Source organism: Flammeovirga sp. MY04 (assembly GCF_001682195.2).
In the GTDB taxonomy this organism is placed as follows: Bacteria; Bacteroidota; Bacteroidia; order Cytophagales; family Flammeovirgaceae; genus Flammeovirga; species Flammeovirga yaeyamensis.
On the sequence record NZ_CP003560.2, the window covers coordinates 4,225,179 to 4,243,672 of the forward strand.

The following is an 18,494-nucleotide window of genomic DNA, read 5'->3' on the forward strand; positions in this document are numbered from 1 at the left end:
GAGATATCACAATGATTAAAAATATAAAGAAATGGACACTTGCTGCTGCTATTGGATTAGCTGCAGTGGGATGTACAGACAAATTCGAAGAAATTAACACAGACCCAAATGAGCCAAATGAGGTGCCTGCAGGTCTGATGACAGCTGATATTATCAGAGTTACAGCTAACACAATGTACAGTACAGGTATTGGCGGAGATATGGGAGCTGTTTGGTCTCAACAATGGTCAAAAATCCAGTATACTGATGAAGAATTATATATTCCTCGTCAATCGGCAATTGGTAGTGTTTGGGATAATATCTATTCTGCAGTATTGTCAAATGCTAAAGTAATGCGTAACCTAGCATTAGCACAAACAACTCCTGATTTCCCTGAAGGAGATAAGCAATTAGCGGGTGTTGCCACTGTATTAGAAGTATACGGCTTTGCACTATTGACAGATGTTTACGGTGATGTACCTTTCTCTCAAGCACTTTTAGGTGGAACAGACGGTGTTTTTACACCTTCTTATGACAAACAAGTAGATATCTACAATGATATGTTGATGAAGTTAGATGAAGCAATTGCTTATCTAAACGGTCCTGGTTTAATCACTCCTTCTTCAGATTTATTGTATGGTGGAGATGTTACTAAATGGATCAAGTTTGCCAACTCATTAAAAGTAAGAATTTTGATGAGAGCTTCAGATAAGAGTTCTGAAATCACAAACTTTAATGCACAACTTCAGGCTGCAGCTGATGGTGCTTTTACAAGCATTGATGATGAAGCTAAATTAGCTTATTTAGAAAGTGCTCCAAATGCTAATCCAATTTTTGAATCTGTTGTTCAGGGTAACCGTACTGAATACAGAATGGGTGAAGCTTTTGTTGAACTACTAAAATCATTGAATGATGAACGTTTAACTGTAATGGCAGAGTTGAATGATGCTGGTGAATATATGGGTAAACCTCCTGTTGCTGAAAATACAGTTCTTTATAACAAAGCAACGGTTTCTGGTTTAGGTGAGAAATATTTAGAAGCAACAGCTTCAGGTTATTTCATTTCTTTTGCTGAAACTCAATTTTTACTTGCTGAAGCAGCTGAAAGAGGATTCATTACTGGCGGTACTACTGTTGCAGAAGAATATTATAATGCAGGCGTTGCAGCTTCATTTACTGAAAATGAAGTTTCTTTAGCACTTCCTGCTTATATGGCACAATCTACTGTAGCTTATGGTGCAGGTAACAAAATAGAAAAAATTCATACTCAAAAGTATATTGCACTATTCTCTCAAGGAATTGAAGCTTGGACAGAACAAAGAAGAACAGGTATTCCTACTTTGTCTCCAGCAGTTAACGGTGCTGTATCTGAGATTCCATCTCGTTATTTCTATCCTGCTACAGAGCAGTCGTTGAATGGTACAAGTTACCAAGCAGCGGTATCTCAACAAGGAGATGATGAATTAACTACTAAAATTTGGTGGAATAAGTAATTCAATGATCTTTAATTTCCTGTTTCATTTATGAAACAGGAATATCAAAACTTTTGAAATATGAAATTAATAAACATAAAATCATTTTTTGCAGTATTCGCGTTAGCGTTTGCAGTAATGTCATGTGATAGCGAGCCTGAAAACATGATGAGTTCGGCACAAGAAGGTGGCGATTGGTTAAAACTTGACTATTCAGATGGTAAAGTTTTAGGTAGCCCACAAGCTGACGGTTCTGTAGTATTTACAGATGTAGAATTAAATTTTGAGGCAAGAGCTCACCGTTCTAATGGTACAGTTACAAAGTATACTGTTAAAAAAGAACTTACAAGAGGAGGTTCACAGTTGGGAGTATCTACTTTAGGAGAAACTGCTTCTTTAGATAATCCTTTTAAAGTTGAATACACTTCAATTACTGAGTTTATTGAAGGTATGGACGGTGTAAATGAATCAGATTTACAAATTGGTGACGTTTTCAATTTCTTTGTAGAAATGACGTTAACAGATGGTAGAGTAGTTACTGCTTCTGCTAACCAATCACAGTTTGATGGAACCTTTGCATTAACTGTGCAATGTGGATCTGCTTTAGCTGGTACATACACTAGAACAAGAGATAACCTAGAAATCATTATTGAAGAAGTTGCTCCAGGTGAATACATTCATACTGCAGTAGGTAACTGGGGTTATGGTAATAGCTTCTTTACTGGTCCTATGGGAGGTGCTCGTATGGTATTCAATGATGTATGTGGTGATTTACAAGTACCTGATCAACAATTAAACTTAGGTCAGTATAGTAATGAGGTATCACTAACAAGTGAGTCTTCAGTTGATCCAAATACTGGAGTGATCACATTGAATTATACAATTGGTTTTTCTGCTGGACCAGTAGAATATGTGGACGAATTAGTTCCAATCAACTAATACTAACCTACAAAAGAAAATTTACATGAAATCATTAGTTAAAATAGCATGTGGTGTTACAGTAGCTTTAGCTTCAGTATTATCATCATGTGAAAAAGAACAATATAAATATTCTGGCCCAGCTGTACCTGCAGGTCCAAGTATTACAATTCAAGAAATTACGATTCCTGAAACAGTGATGGAGACAGACTTTGAAGAAACTGTTAATGTCGTACTTTCAAAAGCTTATCCTTTCGATATTGCTGTTTACATTCAGGAAGAAGAAGGTTCTGCAAATACAGGTAACTTCTACCATGATGAAAGAGTGATTATTGCAGCTGGAGATACAGTAGGAAGCTTTGTATATGGTATGGAACTAGACTGTATGTCTGGAGCTGATAGCCAAATTAAATTTTCAGTAGGTAATAAACCTTCTGCAAATGCAACAATTGCTAATCCACAAATGTTAGAATTTACAATTTCTAATAACATCACAGGGGGATTTGATGCATACCAAGAGTGGACTTTGAACGAGGATAATCCTTTTACTGAGTATGACGAGTATGATTTAATGGATTTAGATATGTATGCTGTTAATGCTGATACAGCTGCAGCATATGGTCATGATCTTGATGATCCTGCAGGTCTTGCAGCAGCTCTTGCTTATCAATTTGGTGCTGGTTATGCTGGATACCCATACTCTTGGACAGGTGGTGCTGAACACCTAGTATTTGATGTTAATGTACCTAATGGTACTTACAAAGTAGTAGCAGAAAAGTACTCAGATTTTGACCCAGGTGATGCGGGAGATTTAACATTTTCTCTAGGTGGAGAATATGAAAACTGTGGCGTACCAGAAAATAATGGTAATAGAGTACTACCTTCGGTACCAATGTTATCTGATGCAGCGGGTACACTTTACATTATTGATGATATCATCAAAAGTGATAAAGATTATGAGTGGAAAGCAGCAGCTTCTTCAGCAAGAAAATTCTCTGCAGATCAAATACCTTCAAAATCAATTGATGCGTTAAAAGCATTAAAAGTGGGTAAAAAGTAAGAAATACTAAACAAAAGCAGACTAAAGGTGATTTTTTAATTAAAATCACCTTTAGTCATTTAAACATACAAACACCAAAAATGAGACATTTCATAATTTTTATACTGTTAAGCATCCCATTTCAAGTTTTCTCTCAATACTCAGGTGAAAACAAAACATTTGTAGTGGCTAATACCACAGCAGGAAGTCAAGGAATCAGTACATTTAACAACACTGAAAGAAAAGTAATAGGATCTCAATATCTTACTGCAACATGGCTTATAGGAGGAATTGAAACCTATAAAAAGGAAGAAGGAGTAAATATTCCGATTAGATATGATGTTGAAAATAATGTTGTAGAATATCAGGAAAATAATCAGAATTTATGGTTAAAAGGAGATCAGGTAAAAAGTTTTTACATATTAAACCCGTCGACAGGAAGTAAAGATGTTTACACTAATGTGAAAGAATTCCCGGGTATCAGTCAAGGTTTCGTTAAAGTATTGACACAAGGTGAAAAATATACTTTAATGGAAATGTACAAAGTAATTAAAACAGAAAGTACTTATGTAGCAGCTCTTGATATTGGTTCGCCTGGCGAAAAATATGAGGTGAAAGAAAGCTTTGTCTATTTTGATGGATTAGCTGCTTCTTTAGTAACCACTTCAAAGAAAACTTTCATTCAAAAGGTCCCTTTTGAAGACAAGGAAAAACTAAAAACATATATGAAGAAGAATAAGATTTCTCTAAGAAATAAAGAGGAATTAGTACAGCTTTTTCAATGGATGAATCAACAATAAATTGACATGTTGAACTACAAAAACATTTTCTTATTTTATATTTTTATTGCAGCATCCATATTTGGATGCTCTAATAAGGTAATCAATCAAAAAGGCGGTAGCATGGATATAGTTAAAGAAAATGCAACATCACTTTTTGAAAATGATAATCTAGAAATAATACCAAACGAGGACAGTTCATTTTTTTTATGTTATCCCAAACAAAAAACTCAAACTAACCCTACTTCTTATAAATTTGTTGTTCTTGATAAAGAAGGAAAAATTATAAAAGACAAGATTTCAATATTTAATGGAAAAGTACAATGGTTGGATAAAAATACCATTGAGACAATAGAGAAAATGGGGATCGACCAAAACGGGACCAATATAAAAAAACAGACTTATACTCTTAAATAAAACAACTTCAATCCAATTCAATAGACAATCAATGAAAAAATTAATCGCTTTTTTTACTATTATTTTCATTTTTGGAGCGGTGGTTTTGCTTCAAAAAATAGAAACTAAAGAAGATACAAGCACTTCATTGCCTGAAGAATTTACAGGTGATGATGTAGCAAGAATCGAATACGCCAAGAAAAGACAAAAGCGCTTAAATGGCTATGCTAAGGCAGATAAGCCAGATAAGTTTTTATCAATTCTTAGAGATATGAAAACAAGAAAAGGAGAATCATCACCTTCTTATCTTATGGGTTATAAATCGAAAGAGTTGACGAAATCGTTAAAAGTTGGAGGCTTTAGTAATGCACGAACTGCTAACACTGTTCAATGGATAGAAAGAGGACCAGGAAATGTCCCTGGTAGAACCAGAGCTTTTGCTTTAGATCCAGATGATGCAGACATGAATACGTGGTTTGCAGGATCTGTTGGTGGTGGTATTTGGAAAACAACAGATAGAGGACAGTCATGGACCAACCTTACTCCTGACTTGCCAAATATTGCTATTTCAAGTTTAGTTATAGCTCCTTCAAACCATGATGTGATGTATGCAACAACAGGTGAAGGATTTGGAGGTTCTGCTGGTTTTATCAAAGGAGATGGTGTTCTTAAATCTGTTGATGGTGGTACTACATGGACTCAATTAACTTCTACGGTTGCAAATGAAGATTTTCAAAATACCAATAGAATTATTGTTGACCCGAATAATGAAAATAACATCGTAGTTTGTACAAGCAACGATCCATTATGGGCATCAGCTTTTACATCGGGAATATTTAAATCTACAGATGGAGGAACGTCTTGGACAAAAACTATGGAAGCGACAGAATATGTCCAACAAGTTATTGCTGATCCAAACGATTTTAATATTCAATATGCAGCAGTACGCTCAAGAGGTGTATTTAAATCTACAGATGCTGGGGCAACATGGACAAATTCTAGTAGCGGATTATCTGCTGGCGGACGTATAGAATTAGCGATCTCTCCAAAAAATACAGATTATATTTACGCTTCAATCGCAGGTAGTGGAGTAAATAGTACAGATGGTAACTTATATTATTCTGAAGATGCAGGAGCTACTTGGATAGCTTCAAAAACTACAGGTTCAGTCAACTTCCTTGGAGGTCAGGGTTGGTATGATAATACAATAGCAGCACATCCGTTCGATGAAAAAGTGGTTTATGCCGCTGGTGTGAATATCTTTAAAATTGAACTTTCTGATACTAAACAGGTTTCAAGTAACTTTATTGGGGCATCTGCTACAGGCGATGTTTTTTATAGCTTTATTAACTTCAGTGGTGATTTGGCTGGAGGAATTATTTCTCAAGGAGAAACACCAAATACAGATATGGTTTCTGTTGAAGTTCGATTCGGTCCTGGTTTAACACAAAAAGCACATAGGTATACAGTAGGTGGAGCAGGTGCTGGAGTACCATCTTCAGATTATGTTTATGAGGATTATGTTGATGTTCCATTTGAAGTTTGGGATGTAACAAATAATCGTCAATTAATGGTTGGGTTTAGAGACCAACAAGAAGATGGCAAGTTTAATTTAGCGAATGCTACAGATGCTGATGTTCCATCAGCAGATCAATCAAGAGAGTACTTATATATCAATAATATTGACTATTCTGAAACAGTAAGCAGTGAGATGGCACAAGATGGAGGAATGGAAAATGATAATATGTACTTCTTATGGCCAGTATTAGATGATGGTTCATCATGGGATGAAAGTAATCTTCCATCAAGTACTATTGTTTTAGAATGGGGTAATGTAACAAGTGTTTCTGCAGATATTAGAACTGTAACAGATGCTTATGGTCAATATGATGGAAATAACTCATTTGCTCAAACTCAAAATTCAACTACAGTAGAAGGAGTTCACCCAGATCACCATAATATTATGGCTGTCGTTACAGGAAGTAATGAATTTATGTTTATCGATTGTAACGATGGAGGTATATACTATTCTGACAAAGGTACAAATCCAGGTATTGCAGACGATTCATGGTATTTCGCTGGAAACGGTTATAATACAACACAGTTTTATGATGTAGATAAAGCTCCAGGTGAAAGCAGATATATTGGTGGTTCTCAGGATAATGGTACTTGGATGTCTCAGGTTGGAGAAGAAGGCAGTGCTGATGCTAAATACAAGCGTTCATTAGGAGGTGATGGTTTTGCAACAATATGGAATCATGATAATCCAGATTTAATATTAGGTACTATATATAATAATGCTATTTATAAATCTGTAAATGGTGGTTCTTCTTTCTCTTCTTCAAATTCAGGAATTTCTGATACTGATGAAGAAGGTCCATTCATTACAAAATTATCTAACACCAAAACGGACCCTGACGTAGTTTATGCAGTTGGTGGTTCTGGAGTATGGAAATCAACTAATTTTGGAGATTCGTGGTCATTATCAAGAATTTCAGAAGCTTGGGCTTTTGGTTCGTTTATAGATGTAAAAGTTTCTGATGCAGATAGAGATGTTGTTTGGGCAGGTGCTGCTTTAACAAACAACTTTAGAATTCATGTATCAAAAGATCAGGCAAAAACGTTTACAGCCGTTGAGAACTTCTTGCATGATGGACGTGAAATGGGACAAATTTCAGGTTTAGCCACACATCCTAATAAACCAAATGTTGCCTACATTTTGTTCTCTTATGCAAATGCACCAAAAATAATCAAAACGGAAGATTATGGTCAATCTTGGGAAGATATTTCAGGTTTTGGCAATGGTACTTCTTCAACAACTGGTTTCCCAGATGTAGCAGTTTATGATTTAATGGTATTCCCGCAAGACGAAAATAAGATTTGGGTAGGTACTGAAGTCGGAATTTTCGAAACAACTGATAATGCTGTTTCATGGCATAGGTTATCTGGAAGTATTCCAGCAACATCAATTTGGGATATGAAAATTGTAGATGACCAAGTTGTAGTTGGTACACATGGTAGAGGTATTTGGACAGCAACAATCGCTGAAATTCCAGCAATTGTAAAGTATCCTAGTATTACACAAATATCATCTACTCTCACAGGTGATGTAACTGTGGATGTACATTTAAAATCTGATGTTGATTCATTGGTTGTCTATGACGATTTAGGTAGTAGAATAGTTGCTATTAATGAAGCTTATGATAAAGGTGATCATCAACTAATGTTCTTAGGATCTCTGTTCTCTAATATAGATAAGATTAAAGTATATGCTTATACAAATGAAGTAGAAAGAAAATCATATGCCGCTGTTCTTGATCTTGTAGAATTTGGTGATGTAATCGATGAATATGTTTCTTCAAATCCAGAAGAAAACGTAGTTGATGATTTCAATGGAGATTTATTTAAAGAATTCTCAGTTAATAATCCGTTGAAAACACCAGCCTTTCACTCCCAACATCCATATGCAGCAGGGCTTACAGAGATTTCTTATTTAAATGATATCATTAAAGTTGCAGAAGAAGATGCTCATTTAATTTATAGTGATATAGCTTTTATTGCAAATGGATCAAAAGTTTCGGTTCAAGGTTCTAAAGATGGAGCAAATTGGATTGATATTGTAGCACCATATGATGCATCTTATAATTCAGATTGGAATTCTTATGTAAACTTTAATTCTGATCCTCTTGATAACATGTTTGTTCAACATGAAGTAAATCTTTTAGACTATTTTGAAGCAGGAGATAATATTGCTGTCCGTTTCGTCTTAGAAGCAAGCAATAATATTCCAGCTTGGGGTTGGGCTATTAGTCAAATTAATATCCAAGGAGAAGTAAGTGATATTACTAGTATAGAGGATTATACGAATGCTTCAAGCATAAAAATTGGTCCTACAGTAATTTCAAATGGTTCTTCGAATTTATTTATTGATCTAAAACAAAATGCAGAAGTAGAATTAAAAATCATCGATTTAAATGGTTCTTTAATTCAAGAAAAATCTTTTGGTAATGTTAAAGCAGGTCAGAATAAATTACCGTTTGATTTTAATGCAAACAAAGGAATTTATGTAGGTATTGTTAGCATTAATAATTATCAGAAATCAATTAAATTACTCGTAAAGTAATTTAACACTTTAATAAATATCAAATAAACTTAAATCACCTTAGAACCTTTTCTAGGGTGATTTTTTATTATTAAATATAAATTATGTTATACCAATTTTTTGATAAGTAATTCTCATGTCACTTTTAAAAAAATCAGTTTTTATATGGTAATAAATATCACTTTTTAAATAAAAAACGTCATCTTTGCATGCATCAAAATATAATCTCTGAATACCATTCTTTATTATGGACAAGATCTTGATTTACGATTTCGGATCGCAGTATACACAATTGATCGCGAGACGCGTAAGAGAGTTAAACGTTTATTGTGAGATTTATCCTTACAATCACGAACCTAAAATTAACCACTCTGAGTACAAAGGTGTTATCCTTTCGGGGTCTCCTCACTCAGTGTTAGAAGAAGATGCACCAAATTTTGATGTATCTGACATTAGAGGTAAAATGCCATTATTGGGTGTTTGCTTCGGTGCACAAATGCTTGCCCATCAGAATGGGGGAACTGTAGCACGTTCAGAGCACCGTGAATACGGTCGTGCTAACTTGGACTTTATTGATCATACAAGTCCAATGTTTAAAGGCATTCCAGCTGAATCTCAAGTTTGGATGTCACATGGTGATACAATCACTAACCTTCCTGAAAACTTTAAGGTAATTGCTAGTACTAACAGTATTCCTGTAGCAGCTTACAGAATCACTGGTGAGGAAACTTTCGGAATTCAATTCCATCCAGAAGTAACTCACTCAACAGATGGTAAGTTCATGCTTCAAGACTTTGTTGTTGGTGTTTGTGGTTGTAAACAAGATTGGACTCCTGAGTCTTTTGTGGATGCTACAGTAGCAGAATTAAAGGAGAAGTTAGGCGATGATGAGGTAATCCTTGGTCTTTCTGGGGGTGTTGATTCATCTGTAGCCGCTGTATTATTACACAAAGCTATCGGTAAAAACCTTTACTGTATTTTTGTGGATAACGGTCTTCTTCGTAAAAACGAATTTGAATCAGTACTTGAATCTTACAAAGGTTTAGGTCTGAATGTCAAAGGAGTAGACTCAAAAGAGTTATTCTATACTGAATTGGAAGGAAAAACTGATCCGGAGGACAAAAGAAAAGCAATCGGTAAAGTTTTTGTTGATGTATTCGAAATGGAGTCGAAGAAAGTGGAGAACGCAAAGTGGTTAGGTCAGGGTACTATCTACCCAGACGTAATCGAGTCGGTTTCTGTTAAAGGTCCTTCGGCAACGATCAAATCTCACCACAATGTGGGAGGTTTACCAGATTACATGAAATTAAAAGTGGTGGAGCCATTAAACACTTTGTTTAAAGACGAAGTACGTTTAGTAGGTAAAACACTAAATATTCCTGATGAAATTTTAGGACGTCATCCATTCCCAGGTCCAGGTCTTGGTATCCGTATTTTGGGTGATGTAACTGCTGAAAAAGTAGCGATTTTACAGGAAGTTGATCATATCTTTATCCAAGGTCTTAAAGATCACGGATTGTATGATCAAGTATGGCAGGCGGGAGCAATGTTGTTGCCTGTACAATCAGTCGGTGTAATGGGTGATGAAAGAACTTACGAAAAGGTTGTTGCTCTTAGAGCTGTATCATCTTTGGATGGTATGACTGCAGATTGGGTACACCTACCATATGAGTTCTTAGCTGAAATCAGTAATAACATCATCAATAGAGTAAAAGGAGTAAACAGAGTAGTTTACGATATCAGCTCTAAACCACCTGCAACGATTGAGTGGGAATAGTATAATCTAGTCTTATCTATATTAACTAGTTAACTCTCCTAGGGGTTAACATCAATCAACAAAGGCGAAGAGTTTTCTTCGCCTTTTTTTATTTCTACCAGATTCGATTAATTATTGTAATTCAAAAATTTAATTATTCTAATTTAAAATATAATTTATTTAATCAACTTATTCATAATTAGTTATGCACACGGTTTTTATACCTATATATTAAAACATTTAACATTTTAAGTTTCTTAATTCTCTTAAATTGTACTATTCTTGTGTTAATAAAGCAAAAAGAAAAGCTAAAATTTTTTACGACAAACCTTTTTTCGTGCTGTACAAACATTACTCGACTTCATGAATAAGCTAACATTATTACTATTTATTTTACTTTTTGGGGTCCAAACAACGTATTCTCAAACTGATGATTTAGGTGTATACTGTGGTTCAGTTGAATTCCTTCCACCAAGTTTCCTTAACAAATCATTTCTTGGAGGTAGTTATACTTGGTATATAGAAACAAGAACTCCTGACCTTGAAAACTTAGATAATACAAATGGTACATGGCCAACAAAATTAGATGCTTACACAACAAATGGTTCATCAGGTGTTTTAAGTGCTGATAACGCAAATTTTTTAGGTAAACAAATTAGAATCCGTGTACAACGTGGAACTTTTTACAGTCAATGGACTTACTTTTATATTTTACCAAATAATGACTTAAATAATTATGGAAGTTTTGCTGCTAATTCCCAAACGGATGCATGTAAGGGAAAATATTATGAGTTTACATTTAATAATGATGCACCTGATAAAGTAAATTTAATTCTTTATGGTAATTATTATGATGAAGCCACAGGAACAAACTTATATTATTCACCACCTGGAGTAAATAATAACCTTGAAATTGAATTAAATACTATCAAGAGTTTGGCTTTAGAGATAAATCCAACTGAAAGTTTATCTGTTACTGAACAAAATAATAGGTTTGGGACTTTTCATATAGAACAAGATGGTTATAAGCTTAGGGTTTATAATAAAAATGAAACAGCACCTTTAGATAATTCAATAATACATTTTCAACTATTTAGTCATAATGGTGACATAAATGATATTAATAAACTTGATCAATTATTATCAGAACAACTAACTGGAGAGAATATATGTAGTGTTATTAGAAACAAAACACTTGAATATACACCAAAATCAGATTTAGAATTAACTATTAATGGTCAGGATATTAATGCAACAACTACAACTCTTTCTTATAATGCAACACAATATTATGAAAATATAGTTTTTGCATTAAATCCGGTAGGAGGAGGTTATGGGTCGGAATCCTCATATACAATAACAAATGTAACTGTAAATCATCCAAATGATGATAATACTAATACCTTAGAGTTTACAACTACCAAAACACAAGACTTTACTATAGAAACAGATTGTGAGGATTTAGATAAATCAACATTAAGCTTTTCCATAACTGTTAATCAACCTTCAGTCCCAACTTTTGGTGATGATAAAGTAGACATAGATAATGATAATCCACTAGGGAAAATTATTTTATCTAATATAGGTTTTCCTTCATCAATAGATGAATCAAAACATAATATAAGTTTTGAATTATACAAAGGTGGAATTTTTGTGCTATCAAAAAGTGTCACAGATCTTACTGAAGATATAGAGTTTGATAATTTGTTTGGTGATTATACTGTTAAACTAACAGTGGAAAATATTGATTCAGGAGGGAAATTCTTTGTTGAAAATAAAGAAAATAATTTATCAAAAGTTTTTTCTTTTAATAATTCAGGAAGATCAAATGTTTATACTGCTACTCTTGAAAGTACAATACCTCATTTATCTTCCGGAGCCTCTTCTGACCTAACATATGATGTACCAGTGGTAGTAAATGCCCATGGGACAGTCGGCATCGAAACAGAAATAGAAATATTTGATGGAGATGAATCAAAAGGAAAATTGGATATTAATTTTTTTGATGGTTCAGGTAATGTAGTATTTCAAGATTTACTTGTTGCAAGATGGGATGATGCTGAACCCAAAAATTATACTATAAAAATTATAGAAAAATATAATGGTGAAATCATTTACGAAGAAACAAATATTGATGCTTTACAATTACAAGAAGCTAACCCAATAATAATTTCTGATAATGGTACAGATCCGTTATTTACAGAAACACAATATTCAATGGGAAATACTCCCAATGAGTTAGCAAAGTTTTCAGTAAATATTCAAGGAGACCAAGATTTAACGTATTATATATATAAAACATATCAAGATACAGATGGAAATAATGTTTGGGATCTATCTTATCAAAGCGTGAATGTAGGTACATCGGGTAATAATGTAGATATAAGCTCATTATATCCAGATTTAGAATATAGAGTTTTGATTACAGATAGACTTTATCCTGATAATCAGAATAAAGATGATATTATACTTGCTCTTGATGATCCAGCTAATAATTTATATGAAGGACAATGTTGGGTATCTACAAGTGAATCATTTTCCGTATTAGAATCTAATATTGATAATATAGTTTTAAGTAGTGCACAATTACTATCGGATAATTATCAGATACTATGTAAAAATGGAAATTTATCAATAAGCTCCCCTCTTTCATCATCAATTACTAATTATGAGGCTCCCTACTATTATATTGGAACAGCAGTTCCAACTCAGTTAAGTCAATTTGAAAGAATAAGTACTATCACTTCTCCTATGGGATTTGATACAAATGAAAGAGTAAACTTAAAGAACTATACTGAGGGAAGTTACAAAGTGTATATTTTAGAGAAACCTGTTTATGATTTACATTCGGATAATATAGCTAGAGGTTTTTATGAAGCGTCTTCATTTGTTTTAAATGAGCCTGAAATAATTGATATAACATTATCAATTGAAAGAAATTATACAGGTAATGATGGACAAATATTTCATGTTTCTAGATATAATGGAACAGATGGAGAAGTTAGGGCAAGTGTAGAAGGAGGTCAACCACCATTTACTTTAACACTTGAGAATGGTGCAACATCAGATACTTACACTCAAAATAATATTTTAGATTCATTTTTATTTAGCGATTTAAGTGCAGCAGAATTTAATATAATTAGTGTATTAGATGATTTAGGTTGTACTACATCAGCAGTAGTTAATCCTGTTACATTATCAAATCCTAATCCACTTCAAATAGACGAATTTGAATCGGTTCATAACTACGGAAATTTGGGTTATGATATTTCAGAGTATCAAGGGGAAGATGGAGCAATTACCATCAGGGTGTCTGAAGGGATAGCAGATTATACTGCTTATTTATATCATAGAGAGGATGGTCAATCAGTTTATAATTTAGTAAGAACTTCTGAGACTCCTTTTTCTAGTACAGAAACAGAAGAATTTACGGATTTAGAAAAAGGTTTTTATAAAGTAATTGTCGTTGATAAGTATTTTGATCAGAATCTTCCAGATCAATTTACCGATATAACTGCTGAAGTTGAAATTAATCCTACAATACATGGAGATATAGCAATTTGGGAAAATGATATTGAATTAGTAGAACCAAATGAATTAGTAGTTACAATTCAAAGTTTAGAAAACTATCAAACACATCCAGATTCAACAGCTTATCATGTACAATGTAACTTTGGAGATAAAGCCAAAAATGGAATAGCATATATCTCTTTGTCAGGAGGAATACCATTAACAGGACCTGAAGGACAATTCTATGATATAGAATTTAACAGGGGTGGTGAATCTGTATCAACTGAGGTTAAAGTTACAAAGAATGCAGATGGTAATTGGGTAGTAAACACCAGTATTGATCAATTACATGCAGGAAACGTATTTGTTTCAATTAAAGATTCACAGGGAACAGAAGCGGAAAATCAAGATATATTAGTACCTCCACACCCAATAGAAGTAGTTTATCAAAGGCCAAAAGCTCCTGATTGTATAGATTCTGATAATGGTGCAATTCGAATGGAAATAAAAGGAGGTATTCCTATCAAAGATAACCAAACATACACACTTACTTTTGGAAATGACGTCAGAGTTTATGAGCAGCTAGAAAATTATCCTGAAGCTGAAGGACAAAAGATTTTTACTTTAAAAGATGCATATAATTGTCCTTGTGAAATAATTGATGATACACAAACAGAATTTGTTGAAAGTTTTTATGAAGTTGATCAATTAAATACTCTTCAGACTTATAACCAAGGTGTTGTTGATAAAATTAAAGAAGATCCATTAGATAGAGATCAATGGTCGGAACCATCGACATTTATGTATTACCTATCAGATTATTTTCCATTTTCTGTGAGAGTACAATCAGATTCAACTAACTGTTTTGAAGGTAATGATGGTTTCTTTACTATCACGAATTTTTATGGAGGAGCAGGAGAAAATTATTCTTTGGAGGTTAGGAAAGGAAATCAGATAGTAAGTGAAAAGACTGATATTATGGCATCAGATCAAATTATAATAGATAATTTAGATGCAGGCAGTTACATTTTATCTTTAAAAGATAATTTATGTAATAATTATAGAAATATTGATACTGTATTTGTTGCAAAATATGTGGGTCCTAATGGAGAAACACCATCTTTAGATCAATTTTCTTTTGGTAGAGCAGATATTAGAGAACCTGATCCTTTAACTGCAAATATAACTCCGATACAAACCTCTTGTTACGGAACCCCATCCGGAGAGTTATCAATGAATATTACCGGAGGGCACTTGCCTTATACAATTACAGTTTACGTTGAAAATACAGCAAATAAAGGAGGATATGATTCATTAGTTTATAAAGAAACAGTCAACGATCATTTGGTTGTAGTTGATCAACTATTTGGGAATAAAAAATATAGAATACATATCTCTGATAGGATGTCATGTGAAGTTGAAACACGTTATTTAAACTCCATCGAAAAATTGGATGATGGTTCTTACTACTATGGCGTGTACTATATTGATGAAAGACCATCTGTGACTCTACCAATGACATCTAATATTGCTTCTTTGGAACAATCTTGTGAAAACGTTTCCGATGGTAGCTTTTGGTTTAATACTCTAGGTAATCCGACTGGGACATTATTCAGATGGATAGATGATATAGGGCAACCAACTTCAGAAATAAGTGTTGTAACCCCAAATCTTATTGAAAAATTAGAATGGAATAATTTAACTAAAGGAACATATACTTTACAATTCAAGGAAAGTTTGAATTGTGATTGGAAAACTACAACTAGAGTTAAAAAAATAGAGGTTTTACCTAATTTATTTTTAGAAATAGATAAGGTATTAAACATTGGTAATGATAATTATTCGGTCTTTTTAAATGGAAATACGACAAAAGGTAATTTAAGAATCGAAAAAAGGCATACTGATGGAACTTGGTTTGAACTACAATCTATAAAGGTGAATAATGAAAATATATTTTTAGAAAATTTACCTGAAGGCGAATATCAGTTTACTTTATATTATACAGATATTCCAGAATGTACTTCATTTATAAAAACTCTTGATACAAAAACAGCAGATATAGTAGAGTTTGCTGCAATTGTCCATACTGATTCACCATCTTGTGGAAATACCCCTAATGGAAAAGCATCATTTGAACTAATAAATCGAATACAAGCAGAAATTCGTACTATCAGTTGGAAAGATGAAAATGAAATAAATCTCGGAGAAACAATTTCTATTGATAACCTTTCAGAAGGTAGTTATGTTCTTGAGTTAGTAGATAATAATGGTATAAAAGTCAGAACACCTTTTACATTATCTAGTCCATCTGAGCTTTCTATTGTTGAAGAATTGACTCTCGCGCCAAATTGTACTGATGGTTTAGACGGCCAAGTAATTCTTCAAGTAATTGGTGGAACCACAGATAGATATAACTTTAATTGGGTTGATATTAATACATTAAATACGGTTTCTAACGATCAAGTTTTAACTAATGTTCCAACAGGAATTTATGATGTTACAATTTCAGACCCAAATAACCCTACATGTGAGACATCTTCAAGAGTTGAAATACCTGAAGCGAATGCACTGCATGTTGATAATATTATTATCACTAATCCCACCTTCAATGGCATAAGTAATGGAGGTATTGAAATATCAATAAAAGGAGGAGTAAGTCCTTATATTGTATATTGGAAAAATCAAAAGCAATATGGGAATACACTGTTAAACCTTCCAATTGGTAGTTATCCAGTTCTGATTACAGATAAAAATAATTGTCAAAAGGATACAATTATTACAATAGACCAAGAACCAGAACCTTTAAACGTTTCAATATTAAGTAAAGTAGATGAAACATGTTATGGAGCAAGAAATGGATTAGTTGAAATTGAAGTAACAGGAGGAACGGCACCATATTTTATTGAATGGAACAATAATCAAAGAGGTGCTACTTTATCTGGAGTTTCTGAAGGAAGGTATACAGCTAAAGTAACTGATGCTTCAGGCTATCATTCATTATTTGATATTGATATTGATGGGAATACTCCAATGAAAATATCCCTTAATCAAATTATTCACCCTTCTTGTGTGGGAAGCAATGATGGAGTGATGATTCTTGAAATTACGGGAGGAACAGGTGATTATCAGTTTGATTTTGGACCTGAAATAAAGATTTCAAAAGAAGGGGATGTTTTTACAGTATCAGGGTTTGAAAGTGGAAGATATGATGTAAATATCACAGACGAAAAAGGGTGTGCTGTTTCCTTGTATGATAATCGCTTCTTAGATCCTGAACCAATAGTAATCGATAATTTTATTTTAACAGAACCATTATGTAATGGAGGAGCTGATGGAAGTATTGAAGTTTTTGTTTCAGGAGGATCAGGGAATTATACTTATTCATGGGAAGGTCAAACTTCGGTGAATTCGAAATTGGAAAATATTACAGCAGGAACATATAAAGTGATTATTACAGATAGCGATAAAGGATGTTCAATAGAAAAATCTTTTATCTTATCTCAAGCTTCTCAACTTAATGCCAGGGTTGTAAAATTGACCAATCCTATGTGTATTGGTGCTTTTGATGGCTCCATAACAGTCGAAGCAAGTGGAGGATCAGCACCTTATAGCTATTTGTGGTCTGATGGGCAAACTACTCCAACAGCAAAAACATTAGGAGCAGGAACATATTCTGTAATCATCACAGATAAAAACCAATGTTCATTTAACATAGAGTATACATTAGAAGAACCGTTACCGATTCAGATCAATGTACCAAACTTAGAAAAGTTTATAGAAATATGTGAAGGAACAACTTTTTCTTTAAATGCAGGTGATGAATGGAGCAAAGTAGAATGGTCTTCTGATAGAGGACTTTATTCGGAGGAACAAGAAATGTTATTCACTACCTCTGGAAATTATCAACTAAAAGTGACTAATACTTCTGGATGTCAAGATAGTGTTTCCTTTGAGGTTGTTACCAGAGATGATCTTTTAAATGCAAATTATGTAATTGAGTCATCCCCAGAACATGGTATAGATACTTATCATATTATTGATCTTTCTTGGCCTATTCCTGATAATATAGAATGGTCAATTGAACCTAAAGTGACAGTTGTTGATAGTACAGACCATGAATTAGAAATAAGATTTATTGAAAAAGGTACTCATACTATTACTCTTAGAGCAATGTTGTCTGGATGCCTAGCGGAAGTTCAAAGAGAGATCGAAGTAATTACTAATACTAACGGAAGATTGGTGGTCTTTGATCCAAAAAGTCAAAAGGAATCTCAAGACAAAGATGTTGTTTTAATGGATGTTCATCCTAATCCATCAAGTGGAAAACTAAATATTAATATTGAATTTATTGAAACAATGGACGCTGTGTTGACATTACGCACACTGGGTGATAACAAAAAAATCTGGGAAGAAAACCTTAGAAATAAAAGTAATTATTCTTTGGTATATACAAATACTAAACTACCAACAGGTCTTTATCTTTTACAGCTAACAACAAATAAAACTGTTCATGTTGTAAAAGTAATGATTATGAAATAATAGA

General features: G+C 33.4%; 8 protein-coding genes. All 8 read left to right on the forward strand.

From position 1 onward, the window contains the following. The first annotated feature begins 11 nt into the window (after positions 1 to 11). The 8 genes from MY04_RS16795 (at position 12) to MY04_RS16830 (ending at position 18,490) form a co-directional block, all read left to right on the forward strand. On the forward strand, positions 12 to 1,472 hold the full coding sequence (locus MY04_RS16795; RefSeq protein ID WP_066211543.1) for a SusD/RagB family nutrient-binding outer membrane lipoprotein: 1,461 nt from the start codon (positions 12 to 14) through the stop codon (positions 1,470 to 1,472). Between the two features lie 60 nt (positions 1,473 to 1,532). Continuing rightward, positions 1,533 to 2,390: a hypothetical protein gene (locus MY04_RS16800; RefSeq protein WP_066211548.1), complete on the forward strand. Its 858-nt coding sequence runs from the start codon at positions 1,533 to 1,535 to the stop codon at positions 2,388 to 2,390. Between the two features lie 25 nt (positions 2,391 to 2,415). Continuing rightward, entirely contained in the window at positions 2,416 to 3,429 is a 1,014-nt protein-coding gene (locus MY04_RS16805; RefSeq protein WP_066211551.1) for a hypothetical protein, read from the forward strand. An 80-nt stretch (positions 3,430 to 3,509) separates the two neighbouring features. Further along, a complete protein-coding gene (locus MY04_RS16810) occupies positions 3,510 to 4,208 on the forward strand; it encodes a hypothetical protein (protein ID WP_066211553.1) in 699 nt (232 codons plus the stop codon). A gap of 6 nt (positions 4,209 to 4,214) precedes the next feature. Then, positions 4,215 to 4,604 carry a hypothetical protein gene (locus MY04_RS16815; protein ID WP_066211556.1) on the forward strand — a complete coding sequence of 130 codons (390 nt, stop codon included), beginning with the start codon at positions 4,215 to 4,217 and terminating at the stop codon, positions 4,602 to 4,604. A gap of 31 nt (positions 4,605 to 4,635) precedes the next feature. After that, entirely contained in the window at positions 4,636 to 8,706 is a 4,071-nt protein-coding gene (locus tag MY04_RS16820) for a VPS10 domain-containing protein (protein ID WP_066211559.1), read from the forward strand. Between the two features lie 223 nt (positions 8,707 to 8,929). Further along, complete coding sequence (gene guaA, locus MY04_RS16825; RefSeq protein WP_066211562.1) at positions 8,930 to 10,462, forward strand: glutamine-hydrolyzing GMP synthase; 1,533 nt, start codon at positions 8,930 to 8,932, stop codon at positions 10,460 to 10,462. 342 nt (positions 10,463 to 10,804) lie between these two features. Beyond that, entirely contained in the window at positions 10,805 to 18,490 is a 7,686-nt protein-coding gene (locus MY04_RS16830; RefSeq protein ID WP_066211565.1) for a SprB repeat-containing protein, read from the forward strand. Positions 18,491 to 18,494: the final 4 nt, after the last annotated feature.

Coding starts and splice junctions, on each gene's coding strand:
- MY04_RS16815 (WP_066211556.1), top strand. CDS start 4,215: ATGTTGAACTACAAAAACATTTTCTTATTTTATATTTTTATTGCAGCA.
- MY04_RS16800 (WP_066211548.1), top strand. CDS start 1,533: ATGAAATTAATAAACATAAAATCATTTTTTGCAGTATTCGCGTTAGCG.
- MY04_RS16810 (WP_066211553.1), top strand. CDS start 3,510: ATGAGACATTTCATAATTTTTATACTGTTAAGCATCCCATTTCAAGTT.
- MY04_RS16830 (WP_066211565.1), top strand. CDS start 10,805: ATGAATAAGCTAACATTATTACTATTTATTTTACTTTTTGGGGTCCAA.
- MY04_RS16805 (WP_066211551.1), top strand. CDS start 2,416: ATGAAATCATTAGTTAAAATAGCATGTGGTGTTACAGTAGCTTTAGCT.
- MY04_RS16820 (WP_066211559.1), top strand. CDS start 4,636: ATGAAAAAATTAATCGCTTTTTTTACTATTATTTTCATTTTTGGAGCG.
- MY04_RS16795 (WP_066211543.1), top strand. CDS start 12: ATGATTAAAAATATAAAGAAATGGACACTTGCTGCTGCTATTGGATTA.